The organism is Sphaerochaeta sp. PS (assembly GCF_032144095.1).
GTDB lineage: Bacteria > Spirochaetota > Spirochaetia > Sphaerochaetales > Sphaerochaetaceae > Sphaerochaeta.
Genome location: NZ_JAVSNJ010000013.1, coordinates 54,493 through 74,750, shown reverse-complemented (window position 1 = coordinate 74,750; position 20,258 = coordinate 54,493). Strand labels below are relative to the sequence as shown.

Annotated in this window: 20 protein-coding genes and 4 tRNA genes; 5 read left to right on the top strand and 19 right to left on the bottom strand. The window is 50.5% G+C overall.

The features are described 5' to 3' along the window. Nucleotides 1-63 precede the first annotated feature (63 nt). The 9 genes from coaD to ROJ03_RS10595 all read right to left on the bottom strand — a co-directional run bounded on the left by coaD (nucleotide 64) and on the right by ROJ03_RS10595 (nucleotide 7,553). Nucleotides 64-564 carry a pantetheine-phosphate adenylyltransferase gene (gene coaD, locus ROJ03_RS10635; protein WP_313727030.1) on the bottom strand — a complete coding sequence of 167 codons (501 nt, stop codon included), beginning with the start codon at nucleotides 562-564 and terminating at the stop codon, nucleotides 64-66. Then, nucleotides 561-1,055 (bottom strand): hypothetical protein, encoded by a 495-nt coding sequence (locus ROJ03_RS10630; protein ID WP_313727029.1) that lies wholly within the window; start codon nucleotides 1,053-1,055, stop codon nucleotides 561-563. Before ROJ03_RS10630 ends, coaD begins: the two co-directional genes overlap by 4 nt. 114 nt (nucleotides 1,056-1,169) lie before the next feature. Beyond that, the gene (gene rplS, locus ROJ03_RS10625; RefSeq protein WP_313727028.1) at nucleotides 1,170-1,526 is read right to left on the bottom strand and encodes a 50S ribosomal protein L19; all 357 of its coding nucleotides are present in this window, start codon (nucleotides 1,524-1,526) and stop codon (nucleotides 1,170-1,172) included. Beyond that, the gene (gene trmD, locus ROJ03_RS10620; RefSeq protein WP_313727027.1) at nucleotides 1,513-2,265 is read right to left on the bottom strand and encodes a tRNA (guanosine(37)-N1)-methyltransferase TrmD; all 753 of its coding nucleotides are present in this window, start codon (nucleotides 2,263-2,265) and stop codon (nucleotides 1,513-1,515) included. Before trmD ends, rplS begins: the two co-directional genes overlap by 14 nt. Continuing rightward, nucleotides 2,262-2,759 (bottom strand): ribosome maturation factor RimM, encoded by a 498-nt coding sequence (gene rimM, locus ROJ03_RS10615; RefSeq protein ID WP_313727032.1) that lies wholly within the window; start codon nucleotides 2,757-2,759, stop codon nucleotides 2,262-2,264. The genes trmD and rimM overlap by 4 nt, the downstream gene beginning before the upstream one ends. A gap of 11 nt (nucleotides 2,760-2,770) precedes the next feature. Further along, complete coding sequence (locus ROJ03_RS10610; protein WP_313727026.1) at nucleotides 2,771-3,004, bottom strand: KH domain-containing protein; 234 nt, start codon at nucleotides 3,002-3,004, stop codon at nucleotides 2,771-2,773. 16 nt (nucleotides 3,005-3,020) lie between these two features. After that, nucleotides 3,021-3,275, bottom strand: coding sequence for a 30S ribosomal protein S16 (gene rpsP, locus ROJ03_RS10605; protein ID WP_313727031.1), 255 nt, complete (start codon nucleotides 3,273-3,275; stop codon nucleotides 3,021-3,023). Between the two features lie 37 nt (nucleotides 3,276-3,312). Next, on the bottom strand, nucleotides 3,313-4,647 hold the full coding sequence (gene ffh / locus ROJ03_RS10600; RefSeq protein WP_313727025.1) for a signal recognition particle protein: 1,335 nt from the start codon (nucleotides 4,645-4,647) through the stop codon (nucleotides 3,313-3,315). A gap of 62 nt (nucleotides 4,648-4,709) precedes the next feature. Then, nucleotides 4,710-7,553 (bottom strand): AAA family ATPase, encoded by a 2,844-nt coding sequence (locus tag ROJ03_RS10595; RefSeq protein ID WP_313727024.1) that lies wholly within the window; start codon nucleotides 7,551-7,553, stop codon nucleotides 4,710-4,712. Nucleotides 7,554-7,637: 84 nt separating this feature from the next. Here ROJ03_RS10595 and ROJ03_RS10590 point away from each other — a divergent pair, with 84 nt between their 5' ends. Next, nucleotides 7,638-8,267, top strand: coding sequence for a ribonuclease HII (locus ROJ03_RS10590; RefSeq protein ID WP_313727023.1), 630 nt, complete (start codon nucleotides 7,638-7,640; stop codon nucleotides 8,265-8,267). Between the two features lie 36 nt (nucleotides 8,268-8,303). Here ROJ03_RS10590 and ROJ03_RS10585 read toward each other — a convergent pair whose 3' ends face one another. After that, nucleotides 8,304-8,546 (bottom strand): DUF3276 family protein, encoded by a 243-nt coding sequence (locus ROJ03_RS10585; protein ID WP_313727022.1) that lies wholly within the window; start codon nucleotides 8,544-8,546, stop codon nucleotides 8,304-8,306. Nucleotides 8,547-8,739: 193 nt separating this feature from the next. Between ROJ03_RS10585 and ROJ03_RS10580 the strand changes: the two genes are divergently transcribed. Continuing rightward, a tRNA-Gly gene (locus ROJ03_RS10580) sits at nucleotides 8,740-8,810 on the top strand. A gap of 136 nt (nucleotides 8,811-8,946) precedes the next feature. Here ROJ03_RS10580 and ROJ03_RS10575 read toward each other — a convergent pair. Continuing rightward, nucleotides 8,947-9,693 carry an RraA family protein gene (locus ROJ03_RS10575; protein ID WP_313727021.1) on the bottom strand — a complete coding sequence of 249 codons (747 nt, stop codon included), beginning with the start codon at nucleotides 9,691-9,693 and terminating at the stop codon, nucleotides 8,947-8,949. A 185-nt stretch (nucleotides 9,694-9,878) separates the two neighbouring features. On the opposite strand from ROJ03_RS10575, the gene ROJ03_RS10570 reads away from it, so the two are divergent. Further along, a complete protein-coding gene (locus tag ROJ03_RS10570; protein ID WP_313727020.1) occupies nucleotides 9,879-11,066 on the top strand; it encodes an aminopeptidase in 1,188 nt (395 codons plus the stop codon). A gap of 9 nt (nucleotides 11,067-11,075) precedes the next feature. After that, nucleotides 11,076-12,299 carry an aminopeptidase gene (locus ROJ03_RS10565; protein WP_313727019.1) on the top strand — a complete coding sequence of 408 codons (1,224 nt, stop codon included), beginning with the start codon at nucleotides 11,076-11,078 and terminating at the stop codon, nucleotides 12,297-12,299. Here the strand turns inward: ROJ03_RS10565 and ROJ03_RS10560 are convergent. The 7 genes from ROJ03_RS10560 to ROJ03_RS10530 form a co-directional block, all read right to left on the bottom strand. After that, nucleotides 12,296-13,057, bottom strand: a complete 762-nt coding sequence (locus ROJ03_RS10560) for a type III pantothenate kinase (RefSeq protein ID WP_313727018.1) — start codon at nucleotides 13,055-13,057, stop codon at nucleotides 12,296-12,298. The two genes, ROJ03_RS10565 and ROJ03_RS10560, sit on opposite strands and share 4 nt — an antisense overlap. Nucleotides 13,058-13,065: 8 nt before the next feature. Continuing rightward, the gene (locus ROJ03_RS10555; RefSeq protein WP_313727017.1) at nucleotides 13,066-14,703 is read right to left on the bottom strand and encodes an ATP-binding cassette domain-containing protein; all 1,638 of its coding nucleotides are present in this window, start codon (nucleotides 14,701-14,703) and stop codon (nucleotides 13,066-13,068) included. A 71-nt stretch (nucleotides 14,704-14,774) separates the two neighbouring features. Further along, nucleotides 14,775-14,846: transfer RNA gene (locus ROJ03_RS10550), tRNA-Glu, on the bottom strand. Between the two features lie 5 nt (nucleotides 14,847-14,851). Further along, a tRNA-Gln gene (locus ROJ03_RS10545) sits at nucleotides 14,852-14,922 on the bottom strand. 67 nt (nucleotides 14,923-14,989) lie between these two features. After that, a complete protein-coding gene (locus tag ROJ03_RS10540; protein WP_313727016.1) occupies nucleotides 14,990-15,523 on the bottom strand; it encodes an adenine phosphoribosyltransferase in 534 nt (177 codons plus the stop codon). 10 nt (nucleotides 15,524-15,533) lie between these two features. Further along, nucleotides 15,534-16,553: a tRNA (adenosine(37)-N6)-threonylcarbamoyltransferase complex transferase subunit TsaD gene (gene tsaD, locus ROJ03_RS10535; protein WP_313727015.1), complete on the bottom strand. Its 1,020-nt coding sequence runs from the start codon at nucleotides 16,551-16,553 to the stop codon at nucleotides 15,534-15,536. Then, entirely contained in the window at nucleotides 16,550-16,831 is a 282-nt protein-coding gene (locus tag ROJ03_RS10530; RefSeq protein ID WP_313727014.1) for a hypothetical protein, read from the bottom strand. Before ROJ03_RS10530 ends, tsaD begins: the two co-directional genes overlap by 4 nt. Nucleotides 16,832-17,208: 377 nt before the next feature. Between ROJ03_RS10530 and ROJ03_RS10525 the strand changes: the two genes are divergently transcribed. After that, a tRNA-Thr gene (locus ROJ03_RS10525) sits at nucleotides 17,209-17,280 on the top strand. Between the two features lie 126 nt (nucleotides 17,281-17,406). Here the strand turns inward: ROJ03_RS10525 and ppdK are convergent. Next, nucleotides 17,407-20,121: a pyruvate, phosphate dikinase gene (gene ppdK, locus ROJ03_RS10520; RefSeq protein WP_313727013.1), complete on the bottom strand. Its 2,715-nt coding sequence runs from the start codon at nucleotides 20,119-20,121 to the stop codon at nucleotides 17,407-17,409. Nucleotides 20,122-20,258: the final 137 nt, after the last annotated feature.

Here is a 20,258-nt window from a genome sequence, read left to right as displayed (position 1 = left end):
AAAAGAGGCCAATGGATAGCCATTGACCTCTTGGGTGTGTTTCTTGGATGGAGTTTTCTGTCCTTACTTCAGCAACTTGATCCTCTTACCCATCATACTCACAACCAAGGGAGGGACCATGGGGGAGATATCAGCCCCATAGGCTGCCATCTCTTTTATGGCGCTGGAACGTAGTTGAAAGTACTTGGGGCTGGTGGGCATGAAAAGGACTTCCAGGGAGCTGTTGAGCTGCTTGTTTGTCATGGCAAGCTCGAACTCATAGCCAAAGTCAACCAAGGCACGGACGCCCCTAATCATGACCCCTACCCCATGTTCCTGGGCAAACTGTACCACAAGACCCTGGTAGGTAACCACCTCGATGTTGTCCAGTCCCTTGAGGATCTCCTTGAGCATGTCAGTGCGTTCCTGGGCGGTAAAGAGGCAACTCTTCTGAATATTTTCGGCTACCACCACATAGAGCTTGTCGTAGAGGGCAGCGCTGCGTTCAATGATGTCGATATGCCCATTGGTAGGAGGGTCAAAGGAACCTGGAAGCATCGCAATATTATTTTTTGCTGCCTTCATTTCTTGGTAGCCTCCACATATTTCTTCATCGTATCGAACGTTTCGGGGGTTTCCCAGACAATCTTCTTTACAAAGGAGAATCCGCCTTCAGTTGTAGGCTCAACTACAGCAAAGGTACCACGACCGACATAGCTGACCTTCTGGGTCTCGGAGATGCGTTCATCGCTTGCAATCTTGGCAAGCACGCAATCGAAATGACAGAATCCCCCTTCAGGAGAGGTAAGGGCTTCAGCAATATTCTCAATGACTTCATTGCAGATCGGGCAGGTTGCCAGCGGCTCGTCAATCTTTCTGACGGGAAGAGGAGGAAGCTTGCTGCGATAGACTTTTTTTTCAGGTGAAGGCAGCAGGGTATTCTTTGGCTTTGGGGGACCCTCGACAGCGACCTTGGTCTTGGAACCGCGCTTCTTGCGATTTCTATCCCTCTTTCGGGTATTGTTCTCACGCTTTGCCTGGTTTGCAGGGGTAAGTTTTTTGCTCTCTGATTCCATATGATCCTCTAAGGTTCACCCTACCCTGTTTTTCCCAGTTGGGCAAGGGACGCAAATGCAAAAGGACGGCACCGTATAGATGTCGTCCTCCTGTTGCAATACCTGGTACAAGAACTAAGCGTTCTTTCTCTGGATAAGTTCCTTGACCTTTGCCTTCTTGCCAACCTTGTCTCGGAGATAGTAAAGCTTTGCACGTCTGACACGGCCTTTTCTGATAACTTCAACTTTCTCTACACGAGGTGAATGAAGGGGGAAAATTCTCTCTACGCCAACGCCGTAAGAAATCTTTCTTACAACAAAGGAGCGGCGAATTCCACCATTATTCTTTGCAAGCACGATACCCTCGAAGATCTGAACACGTTCGTTAGTACCTTCAATGATTTTGAAATATACCTTTACGGTATCACCAACACTGAAATTCTCAGCGTTTTCCTTAATCTGTTCCGACTCAATAGCCTTAATTACATCCATCGTCTACGGTCCCCTTCGCCCTATGTTCTTTCAATTCGTTTAACATCTTCCTGGAGTTCACATCCAAAGATGCCGTCTCCAACAGATCCGGCCGGTTCAACAAAGTCTTTTCCAACCGTTTCTTTAGCCGCCATTGACCAATATTGGCATGATGTCCGCTCAATAATACAGCAGGGACACTTTTTGAGCAATAGGTCTCAGGCCTAGTATATTGGGGATATTCAAGCAATCCGTCAGAAAAGCTCTCTTCGCTAAGAGAGTCGGAACTGATGACCCCTTCAATGAGCCGATACACGGCATCAACAATCACCAATGTGGAAACTTCCCCACTGCTGATCACATAATCTCCAATACTAATCTCGTCATCAACATATAGGTCTATCACCCGTTGGTCAATACCTTCGTAATGACCACAAATAAAGACCAATTCCTCTTCCTTGCTGAGGTCTTGTGCATATGCCTGAGTGAACTTCTTTCCCGATGGTGAGGGAAAGACCACACGCTTGAGCTTTGCCCCGACAGAATCAAGGGCAGAGCAAAGAGGCGCACATTGAATCACCATTCCCGCTCCTCCGCCAAAGGGAGCATCATCACAAGTACGATGACGGTCCGTAGCAAACGAGCGAAAATCAATGATGTTGTAACTGACCAAACCACTCTCTACAGCACGCTTCATGATTGAGTTCTTAAAAAAACCCTCCACCATTTCCGGAAAAAGGGTGACTATGTGTATCTTCACGCAAGAATCCACGGGGTCTTAAGCTCAATCGTCTGCTCTGCAAGGTTGACAGCTCCAATAAATTGCTCCAAATAGGGAACCAAATATTTTTTGCCATCAAGCGCGGCGACATCCAAAAGCACAGCCTGAGAACCCTCTAGGGCATTCTCCACTACACCAAGCTTCTCACCTTCATGCACCAAGGCACATCCGATGAGGTCACTGGCATAGTACTCACCCTTTTTGAGAGGGGCAGCCTTGCTACGTTCAACCATCAGGCGACAACCTGCAAGAGCTCTGGCATCCTCTGGGGTATCATACCCAGCAAATTTCATCAGAGCTTGAGTTCCTTGCATCCTGAACTTCTCTATAGTTAAGGTGCGCTCAGATCCATCCTTACTTTGCAAAACGACCTGCTTGAGTTTCTTCAAGTGGGAGCAGTCTTCATTATTGGGGAGGATTTTCACTTCACCGCCTATACCAAAGGTACTTTGTACGGTTGCAGTATAGAGCATCTCTTCCATAGTCAATCCAGAATTTCCAGCACGGCCCGTTTACCACTCTTGGTTGCTGAGGCACTCAGGATGGTCCTGATCGCCTTAGCTATACGGCCTTGCTTGCCAATTACCTTACCGATATCCTCACTGGCTACCTTCAGCTCAAGGATCGTGGACTTTTCGCCCTCGACCACATTGATGCTGACCTCATCAGGGACATCAACCAAGGATTTCACAATGTATTCAACAAGATCTTTTTCCACAACTTTCTCCTGGAACTTATTCCTGGACAGTTCTGGTAATAGTAACACCCTTGCGGTTAAGCAACTGCCTTACTGTATCGCTTGGCTGTGCACCTTTGGCAATCCAACTATTGATCTTCTCAACATCGAGAACCACCTGATCTTCCTTGCTGGAAAGGGGGTGATACTGTCCGACCTCATCAAGGGTTCTGCTTGTGGGTGTTGCTCTGGAATCCATTACGACTATTCTGTAATCAGGTCTCTTCTTGGATCCAAACCGCTTCAGTCTCATGCTTGTGCTCACTTCAATTCCTCCTACGAATTCAACTCTACATACCCATCTGTTTAAGCATTGCAGCTTGGTATTTTTTATTTTTTGCTAACTTTTTCATGGTAAGTCGCATTTTCTCAAACTTTTTCAGCATCCGATTTACATCGGAAACCGTAGTACCGCTACCGTTAGCGATCCTTTTTCTCCGGGTCGGACCCATTATACGGTAATTTGCCCGTTCCGCATAGGTCATTGAGTAGATGATTGCCTTTTCCCGGGCAATTTCTTTTTTGTCAATGTCATCTTCACTGATCTGGCCTTTTGCGCCGGGGATCATGTCCAGGATCTGTTCCATCGAACCCATCTTGTCCATGCGATTGATCTGGTCAAGATAGTCCTGCAGGTCGAACGTATTCTTGGCCATCTTCTCCTGCATCTTCAAGGCTTCCGCCTCGCTGATGGTCTCCTGTGCCTTCTCAACCAAGGAGACAACGTCACCCATGCCGAGGATCCTGCTGGCAATCCGCTCGGGGTAAAAGGGTTCGAGGTCTTCAATCTTCTCACCGACACCGATGAACTTGATGGGCTTGCCAACAACAGAGCGTAGGGAGAGAGCGGCACCACCGCGGGTATCACTGTCGAACTTCGACAGTATCACGCCGGTAATCCCAACCTTCTGCTCGAACTCCTGGGCAATGGTAACCGCATTCTGGCCGGTCATAGAGTCTGCAACAAAGAGTGTCTCATCGGGCTTGAGGACATCCTTGATGCGCTTGATCTCATCCATGAGAGTCTCATCCAGGTGCATTCGGCCACTGGTATCGACAATGAGCACATCGCGCTGCTCTTTCTTGGCAAGACTCAAGGCGGCAGAAGCGACCTTTACAGGATTCTTCTCCCCTTCTATGGTGAAAACAGGGACCCCTACAGCTTCACCCAGGACCTGCAACTGCAAGATTGCAGCAGGGCGTACAAGGTCAGCTGCCACGAGCATCGGCCTGCGGCCCTCTTTCTTCAGCCTTTGGGCAAGTTTTGCAGAGGTGGTTGTCTTACCGGAACCCTGCAACCCCATCATAAGGATGACGGTGGTCGTATCGGGTCCTCGCAACAGGAGTTTCTGGTTTGCCTCATCACCGAGCAACGCAACCATGCGGTCGTAGACAATCTTCACAAACTGTTGGCCAGGATCAATGGATTTGAGGACTTTCTCCCCCATCGCATCTTCCATGGTACCGTTTATGAAGCGCCTGACAACTCTGAGGTTGACGTCAGCATCAAGCAGGGCGACCTTGATTTCCTCAACGGCGTCCTGAATATTCTTCTCGGTCAATTTGGACTTTCCGGCCAGCGTACGCATGATACCGGAGAATTTATCACTTATTGAATCAAACACTATTCTTCTCTATTTTAACGCTCATACAAGTTACATCTTATACCGCAAGGGATGCTTTGGTGTCAAGGAGCTACCGATCCTGTCTCATCAAAGGAAACAGCTTGTGCTTCGTCGTTGAGGATGACCGATTCGCCGGCCACCCTACCGATGCGATAGCTTACCATTGTGGAGACACCAGCTTCCACCTGGGTGACACCCAACAGGGTATCGCTTCCCATAACAGTATGTTTGTTGTGGGTTATGATGATGAATTGGCTTTTCTGGGCAAATTCCTGCAATACAGAGAGGAAGAACCCAATGTTCCTGTCGTCGAGGGCTGCATCGATCTCATCAAGGACGCAGAACGGGGAAGGTTTGACCTGGTAGGTCGCAAACAAAAGCGCAACAGCTGTCATCGACCTCTCCCCTCCGGAGAGCAACGAGAGATGGGTAAGTTTCTTTCCCGGTGGCTGGGCCAGGATGTCGATGCCACTTACAAGTACATTCTCGGGGTCCACCAGCTTCAACTCTGCCCTACCACCGCCAAAGAGACGCCGGAACATCTCCTGGAAATTTGTTGATATCTGTCTGTAGGTAGCGAGGAACAGCTCCTCACTCCTTGTCTTGATCTCCAGCACGACAGAGGCAAGATCCTCCTTGGCCTTGTTGAGGTCATCCATCTGTTTGGTAAGGAAGTCGTACTGTTCCTTGATCTCGGAAAACTCATCCTCAGCCATCTGGTTGATATACCCCATGGAGGCGATTCTTTTCTTTACCTCATCGAGATTTGCCTTGAGTACGGGGATGTCGACGATATCCTCGGTCAGGCGATTCTCATACTCCTTCAGACTTTTACCGTAATTGTCAAAAAAGTTGGTGTAGATAGCAGTAATGTTCTCGCCTAGTTGCTCTATCTGGTAGCCGAGTTTTTCCACATCGCTCTTGATGGCCTGTATCTGCTCATACGAGGAATCTTTCTTCCCCTGCTTTTCCCGTATGGAGGAACCCAACTCCTCAATCCTGACAATGAGGTCCTTGAGCTCCTCATTCATCGAGGCGATGGTACTCTTCATCTCTGCAACTTCAGATTCGACCCCACGGATATCTTCCTGGGTTTCGTAGATGCCTTCCTGGGCTGAGTCTGCCAACTTGACCGCATCACGGTACTGGTACTCCTGCTCGGTCACCGACCTCTGGAGCTTGGCTATCCACTCCCGGGCGCTCTCCTTTTGGCCGATAAGCTGGTTCAGCGCAACCCGCTGGTCGGAGATGGCTGCCTGGTATGCTTCCAGAGAGGAAGAGAGCTTGGCATTCTCCTCGCGAAGGTAGCTGATGCGCTCCCTGTTGGAAGAGAGCATCTTGCGCTTCTCCCCCATGGCCCTGTCGACACCATGCTTTTCGGTGATGATTCCCTCTGGAGAGATGAGATCATCGATGAAAGATGCTTCATGGGATAGATAGGTTTCAAAGAGGGTTCGCAGCGAATTGAGCCCCACTCCCAGGGTGCCCTGGAATTTGAGTTCCTGGGAGAGCAGTTCCTCGGAAGAGAAACCGGTGGTTTTCAGTTTCTGCAGAAACTGCTCATGGTCAGAGACCGAAGAGGAAACGTAGCGTAACTTCTCCTCGAACGCGGTGAGGGCAACCTTTTTCTCTTCCAGGTTATATCCTGAGGCCTTCAGCTTCTCCTCAAGCTCGATGACGATGACATCGGTCAGCCTCTTCAGCTGTTCGGAAAGGGCGTCCATCTCCTCGTCCAGGGCTATATCCTCAATTTCGGTCTCGCTTATCTCCTGGTTCTGGCTTGTAATGAGGGCCCGTGTCCTGTCAATTCCCTTCTGGTTCTTCTCGATTTCATTGTTCAGCTCTTCGATCGAATCATCGATATCCGCCATGGTGGAGAATTTTTCGTCGATTTCCTGCTTGTCCCGTTCGATCCTTTCCAGGATATCCTGGGAACGGGAGCCAGCCTCTTCTTTCCGTTGCAGGAAGTCCCTGAACCGTACGGTCAGAAGGTCAAGCTTGTCTGCCCTTCCTTTAATGGCTTCATCAAGGCGCTGCAGCTCTGTCTGGATAGAGATACGCTGGGAACCCAGACCCCTCATCCTCTCCTGGAGCTCCAGGATTTCCTCGTCAAAGGAGACCAAGGACCCTTTCTGGTTTTCAAGCTCCCTCTCGCCTCGGACCTTTTGCTCTTCCTTGCTGTTCTGCAACATGATGTAGGATTTGAGGGTAGAAAGCTGCAAGTCCACCTCCAAGGTAAACTGCTCTTTCTTCAGCTCCCTGTAGGTGATGGCTTTGGAAGCCTGGTTCTTTTTTGTTTCATAGTTTCGTCTGACTTCGCGCAGGATTATCTCAACCTGCTGGATATTCTCATCGGTCTTCTCAAGCTTCCGTTCTGCATCCTGGCTTTGGGCCTTAAACCGGGATATTCCGGCTGCCTCCTCAAAGATGTAGCGCCGGTCCTCAGGCCTGGAGGAGAGGATCTGGTCAATCTTGCCCTGCTCAAGGATGGAGTAGGCACTTTTGCCTACCCCGGTATCCAGGAAGAGCTCCTTGATGTTCTTCAGGAGCACACGGGTGTTGTTGATGAAGTATTCGCTCTCCCCACTGCGGTAGATCCTACGTTTGATCTCGATCTCAGGGGCATCGCTGGGAAGTACCTGGTTTTCATTGGAGACGACCAGGCTGACCTCTGCTACCTGCAGTGGCTTTCTGGTGTCTGTACCGTTGAAGATTACATCCTCCATACGGCCGGCGCGCAGGGTTTTGGTTGACTGTTCTCCAAGGACCCATTTGATGGCATCAACGATGTTGCTTTTTCCACAACCGTTAGGACCGAGCAAGCTGGTTATTCCATTGGAAAAATCCAAGCTTACTGAGTCCGGAAAGGACTTGAAGCCGAAGATCTTTAGGCTTTTGAGAAACAAGATGTACCCTCTTATGTGCTTGACGCAGATTTCTTCGTGATTATACCATATGATGGGGTTGGTTAAAAGTAGGAGAAATTGCTGATGGAAGGTTCATTGTTCGACATTGAGGGGCCAGAGCTGGTTTGTGGTATCGATGAGGCTGGAAGGGGGCCTTTGGCAGGGCCTGTTTGCGCAGCTGCAGTCATCCTCGGCGAAGGCTTTCCCACGGAGTTTCTCAATGACTCAAAAAAGCTTTCTGAAGCCCAGCTCCTGCATGCAGAAACGATTATCAAGGAAAAAGCTGTAGCCTGGGCGGTAGCTCTTGCCACAGCAAGGGAGATTGACAGGATGAATATCCTCCAAGCCTCCCTTTTGGCAATGCAGAGGGCCTACGGGAAGCTCAAGAAAACCTATCCCATCGATCTTGCAAAGGTCGATGGAAACCAGAAGCCCAAGCTCGATTGTGCGGTCATCGCCATAGTCAAAGGGGATGCTACGGAAACAGAGATCATGGCAGCCTCCATTTTGGCCAAATGCGCTCGAGACCGGTACATGGTACTTGCAGACAAGAAGTGGCCTCTATATAACTTCGCCAAGCACAAGGGCTACCCTACCAAGGAGCATAGGGATGCCTGCCTCTACTATGGGCTCTCTCCGATACATCGCAGGACTTTCCACATAGCGAGTTTCAGGAAGCCTGGTGATGGTGAGACTGCAGAGCTCTTTGACTAAAAGCAAAAAAAGCAGCCATCTAGCTGCTTTCTGGTATTATTTGGTCTTTTCGTTTTGCTTGATGAAATCCAAGGATTTCTGCAACTCTTTGAGGAATTCCCCAAGGTCTTCCTGGTAGACGATTATCGATTGTCTGATGAACCGTTCACTCTCAGGAGTACCCTTGCTTTCTACCATATTGAGGAACATGTCCCCATAGATGTTTTCCTTTACATTAAAGAAATAGGTCCTGTCATTCTTGACAAGCCTCGATGAATACACTTCTCCACGCTGTCCCATATTGCTATCCTCGCTTTGCAAAACGCTCTTATCACTACGCTCTACTGATACCTCATTTAATCAGTGAAAAGGCTTGCATGTCAACAAGGTGGGAAAAAGCTAGGCATGGTATTTCGGATCATGGAAATCATACCCAACTTTTCTGAGGGTACTTGACGAAGATTTGATAATGAATTAAAACATAGAACGTGTCGCGCCTTTCGTATAATGGTATTACCTCAGCCTTCCAAGCTGAAGAAGCGGGTTCGACTCCCGTAGGGCGCTCTAGAGATAACCTACTTCATGACAACCAATTAGAAACCCACACTTCGGAGTGTGGGTTTTCTGTTTCTTGGGACATTTCAAAGAACCGTACGTGGCATAGCCAACAAAATGGATTCAATGCTTACCTCTTTACCCTTTACAGCAACCCAAGCCTCTCCTTCATCGAATGTACATTCTTTCCAAACTCCAGGCTTGCGTCATCAAGCTCCTTGAGGATTTCGGCATAGGATTTTCCTGCACTCATCCTGGCAGCCCCTATGGTCGTAAGGCATTCGTTTGCATCCATGAACGATACAGCCTCAACAAGATGCTCCTGGTCACTTTCAGGAATAACCATGAACCCATGCTTGTCTGCATGGATCAGGTCTCCGGACTTTACCGGACAGCCAAAGACCGTGACAGGCTGGCCCCAGGCTACCGGAACCGAGTAGGCATGCCCTACACACATTCTTCTGGCAAGGGCCTTGAAGCCAGCATTGTTCATTTCATCGACATCACGAATCGCACCATCGGTTATGGTACCCACACAACCAAGGGCCCTGTGCATATTTGAACAGACCTCTCCCCAAAAGGAACCTATGATGGCCTGGGGTGAATCAAGGTCCTGCAGGACAACTATCTTCGGCCCAGGAAGGGAGGCGACATATGCCCGATAGTCTGACCACTTCCTGGCACTCTCCTGATAGTGTTCCTTGTTTCCCGGTTGGCAGGTTACGGTTACGGCGTAGCCTATCATCGGACCCATCTGTGGCATAAAATCACGCGTTTCATCCTTGTTGCAACCGAGGGTCAACCGTTCGTCCTTGGTTATCGACTCCCAGCCGTTATATATGGTAGGGGTATTCCATCGTTTCAGTTTCAACAAATCCGCATGTGTCAGCATTAGGTTCTCCTGTTCAGTCCAGTTGTTGGGTACTGGCAGTATACCATGGCATCGCCTTCTCTACCATTTTTCTCAAGGAAACGGATGGTAATCCTTGGGCTAGCCTTTTCCGATTCTGCAAACTCCACCACCCTTCCTACTGCCTTATCACCATTTTTTTGGTATACTGGTGTTTTGGAGGAACGATGGACGAATTACTCAGGCGGTATGCCCGCCTTATCATAGAAGTGCAACTGAAGCTGGAACGGGGTGATGCCCTTTCCATCAACACAGAATCCAACACCATGGCATTTGCACGCATGCTTGCAACCATGGCCTGCGAAACCACCCTACAGACCGTGACCATTGTGGAAACAAACCATGGCAAGGTGGTTCAGGTAGTTGAGTTTGACCCAACAGAACGGCGCATCAAGCGGCCCCAAGTTACAGGCTACGTCATGTGCCACCTCTTCGACCTGGACAACGCTCCCTACCTTTCCGACGAGAAGATCACCACCATCACCGAAGAAGTTTCCCAACTCGGGTCCTTTGGGCTGCTCAGCGACCCTGTATTCCTGGACCGACGCATTGCAGTGCCCTGGGCCAATGTCCCCTTGCCAGGCCCGCTGTGGGCGATGCAACTCTTGGACAAGGCAGCAACAGAGGAGGATATGTGGCTTCTCTTCTCAAAACTATTCCGACTCGAGGACGACCAGACACTATCCTTCTGGTTTGGCCAGAGCAACCTCCTGCACTATAGGAAACAGGCACTCAGCAAACTGGGGCAACTGCAATTTACCCTCAAGGGGGATAGTTGGCATCTCGAGGCCACCATGGCTGAACGGACAACATGGTCTGGGGGTCGCCACGCCTTGAGCGGTGGGCGTACCTTTATGCCTCACCTGCCGATGCAACATATCCAAGCATCCTTGGACCATAGCAGCGCACAGGGCAATTTCTCTGCAAGCAAGCCCTTCCTCTTGTTGGGCAAGCTGGTCGAGGATGCCACCTTTGTCATCGAAAACGGGAAGGTGGTCTCCTTTGCTGCCTCTCAGGGTAAAGAAGCTCTTACAGCATTCTTTGCAATTGATGAGGGGGCATCTGTGCTGTCGGCTCTCTCATTGGCCGACAACGATACCATTGAAAGCCGCTACCTGAGCAAGGCGGTGCACCCCCACTTCAACAAGGAAATCACCACTTCCCTTGTCTTTGGAGGGTTCAGCCTCACTACCCTCACCGACCAGGCCTCAGATGAAGAAATTGACGAATCAAGGCTGACCCGTTCGCTTGTACGGATGGAGGTACCAATTGGCAACGCAGAACTCACCGTTGGGACCAAAACCCTTTCAGGAATTGAGACTCTTCTTATGGAAGAGGGTGTATTCGCACTATAGGAGCTACCGATGAATCAGAAACTGCTGGATACGTACGCTGACCTGGTTATCAGAAAGGGCATCAACCTCCAGAAGAACAGGAGCGTAGCCATCATGACCGGGCCCGGGACCTACTACTTTGCCCGAGCCCTTTCCAAATCAGCCTACCGCCATGGGGCCCTGTTTGTGCAGGTCCTTCTCGATGACCTGGACGTGCTTTCTGAACGGCTACAGAACCAGGATGAAGAACAGCTGAAGCACAACCCAGCCTTCATCCGAGCACTCGACTATGAGATGTGCGCCGAACAATGGTCCTATATCCGCATCGACAGCACGGAGGACCGTCTTGACCACGGTCCCCTCGACCAGCAGAAAAACCAACTATACGGAACTGCCAAACGGGAGTTTTCTGCAACCAGATTCAAAAAGACTATGAGACATGAACTGCCGTGGTGTGTGGTATGTGCACCAGGCCCTCGCTGGGCCAGACAAGTTCTGGGTGAAAATGCCACGACAGCAGACCTTATGGAGGTTCTGAAACCCATCCTCCTGCTTGACCAGGAGGATCCTCTCGCCGCATGGGATGCACATGGAGCCATGCTGCAGGCACGGCAGGCACGGCTGAACAGCCTGCACATCGACACCCTCCATTACAAGAGCCCGGTAACCGACTTCACCATCGGCTTTACCGAACATGCCAGGTTCCTTGGAGGGAGCGAAACCCTTCCTGATGGAACCCCCTTCTTTGCAAACCTCCCAACCGAGGAGATATTCACCACCCCAGACAGGATGAGGGCAAGTGGCTACATCACCACAACAAGGCCTGTAACCGTTCTCAACAGCCGTACCGAAGAGGTCCGCCTAGTGTTTGAACATGGGAGGGTCGTCGACTACTCAGCCAAGGTAGGCAAGGATGTCATGGATGCATTCTTCTCCATCGATGAAGGGACAAGGCGCATTGGTGAGTGTGCATTGGTTGATGAGTCCAGCCCCATAGCAAAAAGTGGCCTGGTCTTTGATTCGATCCTCATCGACGAGAATGCCTCATGCCACATCGCTCTTGGTGATGGCTACCCTACCTGCCTTACGCAGGGGAAATCACTCACCACCGAAGAGGGCCTGATCGCAGCTGGGTGCAATACATCCTTGATGCATGTCGATTTCATGGTCGGGTCGAAGGATATGACCATAACCGCCCGTACCCGGGAGGGAATGGATGTGCAAATCATGAAGAATGGGCTGTTTACCTTCTAGTTCAGGTCAGCGATGAGCTTCAGCCCATCGAGGGTATGCATCGGAGCAACCTGGTTTATCCGGCCAATGAGCGGGGCAATGGTCCTGCTCAAGCCGCCGGTAGCTATTACATAGAGCTCCCTGCCAAGCTCCTGCTCACTTCGCTCAATGAGCGAGGTGACCATGCCGGCGTAGCCGAACATGATACCGCTACGGATTGCGTCCTGGCTGTTCCTGCCAATGACAGAGTCAGGAATCCTCAGCTCTACCTGGGGAAGCTGGGCTGTATTGCCGAACAGGGCATTGACTGCAGTCACCAAGCCAGGGGCTATGCTGGCCCCCAGTACGGAACCATCCTCCGCTACGGTGCTGAAGGTCAGGGCTGTGCCGAAATCGACGACACATACGGGAGATTGGGGGTGCATGTGGTGGGCCTGGGCAAGGTTGCACAGCAGGTCGGCACCCAACTCCACAGGGATCGTCTCATTCTTGAGCCCCGTCTTGATGAATCGGTCGACCATCAGGGGCTGGACATCAAAGAGTCGGATGATGTTCTTCTGAACAGAACGGGTAAGGTTGGGCACAACCGAGCTTATAGCAGCCCGGTTGATGTCCTGCTTCCTCACCCCTGCATGGGTGAGCAGGCTTTCAAGGACGACAAAATACTCATCGCTGGTCTTCTTCTGGTCACTATAGATACGGAACGATTCCACCCATTTCTCATCGTCATGGACAGCTATCACGATATTTGAGTTTCCAATGTCCACAGCAATGAGCATAAGGCCTCCTAGAGTGCTACAGAATGGGGAGAACCAGCATACAGTTCGTTACGAAGATTCCTGATCGTAGGGTCACTGTAATACTCCTCAAACTTCATCATCCTGTCAATTACGCCGTTTGGTGTAAATTCAATGATCCTGTTTGCAATGGTCTCGACAAACTGATGGTCATGGCTATTGAAGAGCAAGATGCCTGTGAAGTCAATGAGTCCATCATTCAGTGCACTGATCGCCTCCAGGTCAAGATGGCTGGTCGGCTCATCGAAGATCAGGCAGTTTGCCTGCTCAAGCATCATGCGTGAGAGCAGACAACGGACCTTCTCTCCACCGGAGAGCACTGTACAATCCTTGAGGGCCTCATCACCACTGAAGAGCATCCTGCCAAGGAAGGAACGGATATAGGTATCATCCTTCTCCTCACTGAACTCCCTCAGCCAATCGGTAATGGCAAGGTGTTCGGTAAACAGGTGGCTGTTGTTCTTGGGAAAATAGGAGAGACTGGTAGTCACACCCCAGGAATAGGTACCGGAGTCAGGTGCCACAGAACCTGCAAGAATGTCGAAAAGGACAGTTTTTGCATAGTGGTCAGGGCCAACAAAGGCGACCTTGTCCCCATTGTTGAGGACCAGGTTGTACTTGTCCAGAACCGTAACCCCTTCCATCACCTTGGTAAGGTCCTTGACCTCAAGGATGTTCTTGCCCGGTTCCCGCAAGGGTTTGAAGGCAATGTAGGGGAAACGTCTCAAGGAGGGCCTGATGTCATCGATGGTAAGCTTATCGATGAGCTTCTTCCTGCTGGTTGCCTGCTTTGCCTTTGCAACGTTGGAGGAGAAGCGGAGGATAAACTCCTTCAGTTCTGAAATCTTCTCTTCCCTACGCTTCTTGTCATCCTTCATCTGCTTTGCGGCAAGCTGGCTGGAAAGGTACCAGAAATCGTAGTTTCCTACGAAAAGCTGGATCTTGCCAAAGTCGATGTCAGCAATATGGGTGCAGACGGTATTGAGGAAGTGACGGTCATGGCTTACTACAATGACGGTATTGTCAAAGTTGGCCAGGAACTCTTCCAACCAGTGGATGGACTCGAGGTCCAAGTGGTTGGTAGGTTCGTCAAGGAGGAGGATATCAGGGTTCCCGAAGAGGGCCTGGGCAAGAAGGACTCGGACCTTGATGTTGTCCTCAACGTCACGCATCTTCTTTCCCTGCAGTTCGGTTGGGATTCCCAGGCCGTCGAGCATCTGGGCTGCCTGAGCCTCTGATTCCCAACCGCCCATGTCAGCAAAGTCCCCTTCAAGTTCGGCTGCCCGAAGGCCATCCTTTTCGGTGAAGTCTTCCTTTGCATAGATGAGGTCCCGTTCCTTCATGATGGAATAGAGCTGTTCATAACCCATGATGACAGTTTCAAGGACGGAGTAGTCGTTAAAGGCAAAGTGGTCCTGCCTGAGGACTGCCATGCGTTCGCCACTTGAGATGATGACCTCTCCGGTATCAGATTCGATCTCGCCGGAAAGAATTTTGAGGAATGTTGATTTGCCTGCACCATTTGCCCCAATGATGCCGTAGCAATTGCCTGGGGTAAACTTGAGGTTGACTTCCTTAAACAAAACCTGAGTTCCGTAAGCGAGTCCAATGTTTGAAGCGGTGATCATGTCTATTTGTTCCTTATAGGTAGTATAGCGAAAAAAAAGAGCAACCATCAAGGCTGCCCCTTCTTACATTTTAGTTCCTAGGGGAATCGAACCCCTATTTAGAGACTGAGAATCTCCTGTCCTAACCATTAGACGAAGGAACCGTTACCTGGGATGGAGGGGCTCGAACCCCCAAAGGCAGAACCAGAATCTGCAGTGTTACCATTACACTACATCCCAATGTCAAATCCTGTGGTAGGATACGGAAATGACCATCTTTTGTCAAGTAGGGTTGGAAAAAACCCCACTATTCTCCGTCATATTCCAATAATACATCCACGGGGTACTTCTGTAGTACTTTCTCATAGTTCAAGAATGGCAAGCCGATAACCCCAAGGATCGCCTCAATCGTAGCACCATGCTCCTCGAAGATCGAGGCAGCTGCCTGTAGGGTACCACCGGTAGCAATGAGGTCATCGATGAGAAGCACATGGGTTCCGGGGACCACATCCACTTCCTGGACACACACCACGTCACAACCATACTCAAGCTCAAAGCTCCTCTTATGTACTTTGCCTGGGAGCTTACCCATCTTCCGCACAAGAATCAGCGGTACGCCAAGCCTTTCGGCAAGGGGGGCCGCAAAGATGAATCCCCTTGCCTCGATTCCAGCAACGGAATCGATCTTCTTGCCTTTGCATAGGGCTTCCAACCTATCGATGCAATACGAAAAGGCAGCAGGAACCGCTAGAATACCGGTAATGTCATAGTAGAGAACACCCGGTTTCGGGAAATCGGGTACCTTTCGAATTACGTTGTCCAAATCATACTGTGTTTCCATAAGCCTCTCGTCAAGGGTAACTTTTTTTGAATGCACTGACACGGGCACTCGCAGATTCGCTGAAATCGGAGCGTACTCCATCCTGGAGATAGTTATAGGCAAGAGCCGCTATCATGGCCCCATTATCAGTGCAAAGTTTCAGGGAAGGGAACGCAACCTCATAGCCGAGGTTCTCCAAGGCCTTGAGTTCGCTGCGCAACAGGCTGTTCGCAGCAACACCACCACCGGAGCTGATACGCTTCAGGCCAGTATCATCCAAGGCAAGTCGGACCCGGCGCATCAGCGTCCCTACTGCGACTCGCTGGAATGATGCAGCAATGTTCTCAGCACTCTTTTCGCTCTCACCGTCCCAGAACTGGTCAAGCTGGTTGATGACAGCTGTCTTCAGCCCGCTGTAGGAGATATCATAGGGGTGCTCCCCCTTGCAGAGTGCAGAGCCAGGGAACAGGAAGGCCATCGGATTGCCGCTCTTTGCAAGACGGTCAATGACCACCCCACCGGGATAGCCAAGGTCATAATGCTTGGCAACCTTGTCAAAGGCCTCACCTATCGCATCATCAATGGTTGTACCGAGCACCTCGATGCTGTCATACCCATTGACCTTGCAGATGACCGTATGGCCTCCAGAGACCAACACGCCCAGGTAGGGATAGGCCAGAGGCTTTTCCACCTGGGAAGCATAGAGATGGGCCCGGATGTGGTCGATCGTGATGAAGGGAACATCAAGGGTTGCGGCAAAACCTTTGGCAAAATTCAGACCAACCAACAGGGAACCCAACAACCCTGGTCTACTGGTTACTGCAACTGCATCTATCTCGTCCATGCCAATGCCGGCTTTCTGAATCGCTGACTGGACAACCTGGGCGATCCACTCTGTATGGAGACGGGATGCAAGCTCAGGCACCACCCCTTCATAGGGTTTGTGCAACTCGATCTGTGTAGCAACTACATTGCTGAGGATCTCTCTTCCATCGCGCACGATGGCGGCAGAGCACTCATCACAAGAGGTCTCAATACCCAGCACGTTCATATATCGTCATCCTCGTCATACGTATCGTCATCATCATCGAAATCAAGAAACTCGAGGCCTTCCATGTCAAAATCCAACTCTTCCTCAGAAACAAGCTCTGCAATGTCACTAAGCTGAAGTCCATAGTCAAGGGCATCGGGAAACATATCGAGGAGGAACTGGGCAACATCTGGTTGCCAGCTCTTGCCGACACTGGGCCGGACCTTATTTCTATTGCTGTTCAGCAAGACCACGACCTCTTGGGTCACTGCATGGCTGAACTTTCCTTTTATCTTCAAAACATATCCTCTTTCTGCTATAGCGTACCGACAATAAGGGGCAAGGTCAACTATTGCCAATTCCCAGAAATTCAGGAAATCTCCATTGCTCAACCTTCCACCAGCAAACAACACCCTTGGTACAAAAATGAGGGGAATACCGAGAGAAAAAGGCTTACAGAGACCCATTTTCACTCTTCCCAATAGAGAAGCGAACATCCTAAATCAGGGTAATGTGGTGGGATCTTCTGTCGGCCGCTCATCTTCCTTGGGCCTCGCACCAAAAGGGAACTCTTTTGCACTCCCTTTTTTTCAATCCCTTCTTTACCTTCGTGCAGTTTTAGGCTAATCTTGCGAAGTAACCTAGTGGTTTGAACAGAACCATGGTGCACATTTCTGCCAAAATAGCTCAGGGGTAGAGCAGCTCACTCGTAATGAGCAGGTCAAGGGTTCGACTCCCTTTTTTGGCTGAGGCGGTCCTTCGGGATCGCCTTTTTTGTCCCCAACACATCAACATAGGCCACTGGCCCCAAGATGAGAACCCCCAGGCTTCCTGCCTGGGGGTTCATACCAATTACTCGTAAAAAGATACAGACCTATTTCTTGCTATCCTTGGCAATGAGGGCAGCCTGGGCAGCAGCAAGGCGGGCGATGGGAACGCGGAAAGGAGAGCATGAGACATAGTTCAAACCAACCTGGTTGAAGAATGCAATGCTCTTGGGATCCCCTCCATGCTCACCACAGATTCCCAGCTTGATATTGGGGTTTGTTGACCTGCCAAGCTTGCTTGCCATGTCTACCAGCTTGCCTACACCATCAATGTCAATGGTGGCAAACGGATCGTAGTCATAGAACTGCTTGTCAATATCGTTCACATAGGGCCCAAGGAAGGAAGCTGCATCATCGCGACTGAAACCACAGGCCATCTGGGTGAGGTCGTTTGTCCCGAAGCTGAAGAATTCAGCTTCCTTGGCGATCTCATCAGCAGTAATGGCAGCTCGTGGCACCTCGATCATGGTACCGATCTTGTACTCTACATGCATCCCCTGCTCTTCGAAGATCTTCTCGATCACCTCAAGGGCTACCTTCTTGCAGAATACGAACTCCTTGTAGTTTCCTACCAGGGGAATCATGATCTCAGGATGGACCAGGATACCCTTTCGCTTCACGTTGATGGCAGCCTCGATGATGGCCCTGACCTGCATCCTCAGAATTTCAGGATAGATGATGGCCAGACGGCAACCACGGAAACCGAGCATCGGGTTGAACTCATGGAGTGAACTCGACTTCTGTGCAACTTCCTCAACGGTGATACCCATCTGCAGTGCCAGTTCATGGCGGCTGGTGTGGTCATTGGGAAGGAATTCATGCAAAGGAGGATCGAGCAGGCGAACTGTAGCCGGCCTACCATGCAATTCAATGAAAATAGCCTCAAAGTCGCCACGCTGCATAGGCAGCAGTTCAGCAAGGGCCTTCTCCCGTTCGACCACGTTGTTCGCAAGGATCATCTTGCGAATGGACATGATGCGGTTTCCGCCAAAGAACATGTGCTCAGTCCTACAAAGACCAATACCTTCGGCTCCGAGGGCAACTGCCATCTTCGTATCGTTGGGAGAGTCTGCATTGGCATAGACACCGAGGGTCTTCAGCTCATTTACATACCCCATGAAGATCTTGTAGTTCTGGAAGATGCTTGACTCGGACTCTTTCATGTTCCCATTGAGCACCTGCACGATCTCAGAGGAACGGACAGGGATCTTTGTGGCATAGATGGCTCCGGTAAAGCCGTCAATGGACATGTAGTCCCCTTCGCTGAGTCTGTGGCCATTCACCTCAAGGGTCTTCTTGGTTTCGTTGATATGCAGTTCTCCTGCACCGGAAACGCAAGGGCATCCCATGCCTCGTGCTACTACTGCTGCATGGCTTGTCATACCACCACGACTGGTAACGACGCCCTTTGCAACGGCCATACCGCCAATATCCTCAGGGCTGGTCTCAGAACGGACAAGAATGACATCCTTACCTTCTGCAGCCATCTCCTCTGCCTTGGCAGCGGTAAAGTAGATCTGCCCGGATGCTCCACCTGGGGAAGCATTCAGGCCACGGGTAACCTCTTCAAGGCCCTGGTCACGAATGCTCTTGGTGTCCAGGACAGGGGCAAAGAGCTTGCCGAACTCACCGGAGGGCACGCGGCTGACCGCAATCTCCTTGGTGATGAGCCCTTCATTAACCATGTCCACCTGGGTTTTCAGCCAGCTGAAGATGGTTCTCTTTCCGTTACGGGTCTGCAACATGTAGAGCTTGCCTTCCTGGATGGTGAACTCCACGTCCTGCATGTCATGGTAGTGGTTCTCAAGGATGCTGCGGATATCCACCAGCTGCTGGTAGACCTCGGGATTGACATCGCGGAGGGTTTCAATGGTCTTGGGGGTTCTGATACCGGCTACGACGTCTTCGCCCTGGGCATTCATCAGGTACTCACCATAGAACTTGTTCTCCCCTGTGGAGGGGTCGCGGGTAAAGGCAACACCGGTTCCGCTGGTATCGCCCATGTTTCCATAGACCATGCTCTGGATGTTGACAGCGGTTCCCAGAAGGCCCCTGATGTCGTTCATCTGGCGGTATTTCTTTGCCCTCTCATTGTTCCAGGAGTGGAATACCGCATTGGTAGCCTTGAACAGCTGGTCAATGGGGTCGGTAGGGAAAGACTCTCCGGTAAACCGCTTGTAGATCCTCTCGTAACGTACGATCACTTCCTGGAGGTTTTCGCTGCTCAGATCGGTATCCAGGCTCTTTCCTACGGAATCCTTCACATCCTGCAAGGCACGTTCGAACTCATGGTGGGGAACTCCCATGACAACATCACCGAACATCTGGATAAAACGACGGTAACTGTCCCATGCAAAACGAGCATTGTTTGTCTTGGCAATCAGGGCCTGTACGGAGGTAGGGGTAAGTCCAAGGTTGAGGATGGTATCCATCATACCAGGCATGGACGATGCTGCACCGCTGCGAACCGACACAAGCAAGGGGTTTTCGGAATCCCCTAGTTTGGCACCCATCAGTCTTTCCAGTTTGGCAAGGTTCTCAAGAACCTCTTCACGCATACCTTCAGGATATGTTTCCTTGTTTGCACTGTAATATGCACAAGCCTCGGTACTGATCGTAAAGCCCGGAGGTACTGGTAGCCCGATGCTGGTCATCTCTGCAAGGTTTGCACCCTTGCCGCCGAGAATATCCTTCATCTGGGACGTGCCATCAGCTTCTCCGGAGCCAAAAAAATAGACATACTTGGGTTTCTTTTTAGCCATAATTGACTCCTCTTTTCTCATTATTCATATTGACCTTGAAATCGTAGCTGTTAGGAGGAAGAGTGTCAATGAAAATCTTGTCCAAACCCATTTTTTGGAATTACAATTGCTTATTAGATAAATATTTGACTATTTTA

Coding starts and splice junctions, on each gene's coding strand:
- coaD (WP_313727030.1), bottom strand. CDS start 564: ATGAAGGCAGCAAAAAATAATATTGCGATGCTTCCAGGTTCCTTTGAC.
- ROJ03_RS10630 (WP_313727029.1), bottom strand. CDS start 1,055: ATGGAATCAGAGAGCAAAAAACTTACCCCTGCAAACCAGGCAAAGCGT.
- rplS (WP_313727028.1), bottom strand. CDS start 1,526: ATGGATGTAATTAAGGCTATTGAGTCGGAACAGATTAAGGAAAACGCT.
- rimM (WP_313727032.1), bottom strand. CDS start 2,759: ATGCTCTATACTGCAACCGTACAAAGTACCTTTGGTATAGGCGGTGAA.
- rpsP (WP_313727031.1), bottom strand. CDS start 3,275: ATGAGACTGAAGCGGTTTGGATCCAAGAAGAGACCTGATTACAGAATA.
- ROJ03_RS10590 (WP_313727023.1), top strand. CDS start 7,638: ATGGAAGGTTCATTGTTCGACATTGAGGGGCCAGAGCTGGTTTGTGGT.
- ROJ03_RS10585 (WP_313727022.1), bottom strand. CDS start 8,546: ATGGGACAGCGTGGAGAAGTGTATTCATCGAGGCTTGTCAAGAATGAC.
- ROJ03_RS10575 (WP_313727021.1), bottom strand. CDS start 9,693: ATGCTGACACATGCGGATTTGTTGAAACTGAAACGATGGAATACCCCT.
- ROJ03_RS10570 (WP_313727020.1), top strand. CDS start 9,879: ATGGACGAATTACTCAGGCGGTATGCCCGCCTTATCATAGAAGTGCAA.
- ROJ03_RS10565 (WP_313727019.1), top strand. CDS start 11,076: ATGAATCAGAAACTGCTGGATACGTACGCTGACCTGGTTATCAGAAAG.
- ROJ03_RS10560 (WP_313727018.1), bottom strand. CDS start 13,057: ATGCTCATTGCTGTGGACATTGGAAACTCAAATATCGTGATAGCTGTC.
- ROJ03_RS10555 (WP_313727017.1), bottom strand. CDS start 14,703: ATGATCACCGCTTCAAACATTGGACTCGCTTACGGAACTCAGGTTTTG.
- ROJ03_RS10540 (WP_313727016.1), bottom strand. CDS start 15,523: ATGGAAACACAGTATGATTTGGACAACGTAATTCGAAAGGTACCCGAT.
- tsaD (WP_313727015.1), bottom strand. CDS start 16,553: ATGAACGTGCTGGGTATTGAGACCTCTTGTGATGAGTGCTCTGCCGCC.
- ppdK (WP_313727013.1), bottom strand. CDS start 20,121: ATGGCTAAAAAGAAACCCAAGTATGTCTATTTTTTTGGCTCCGGAGAA.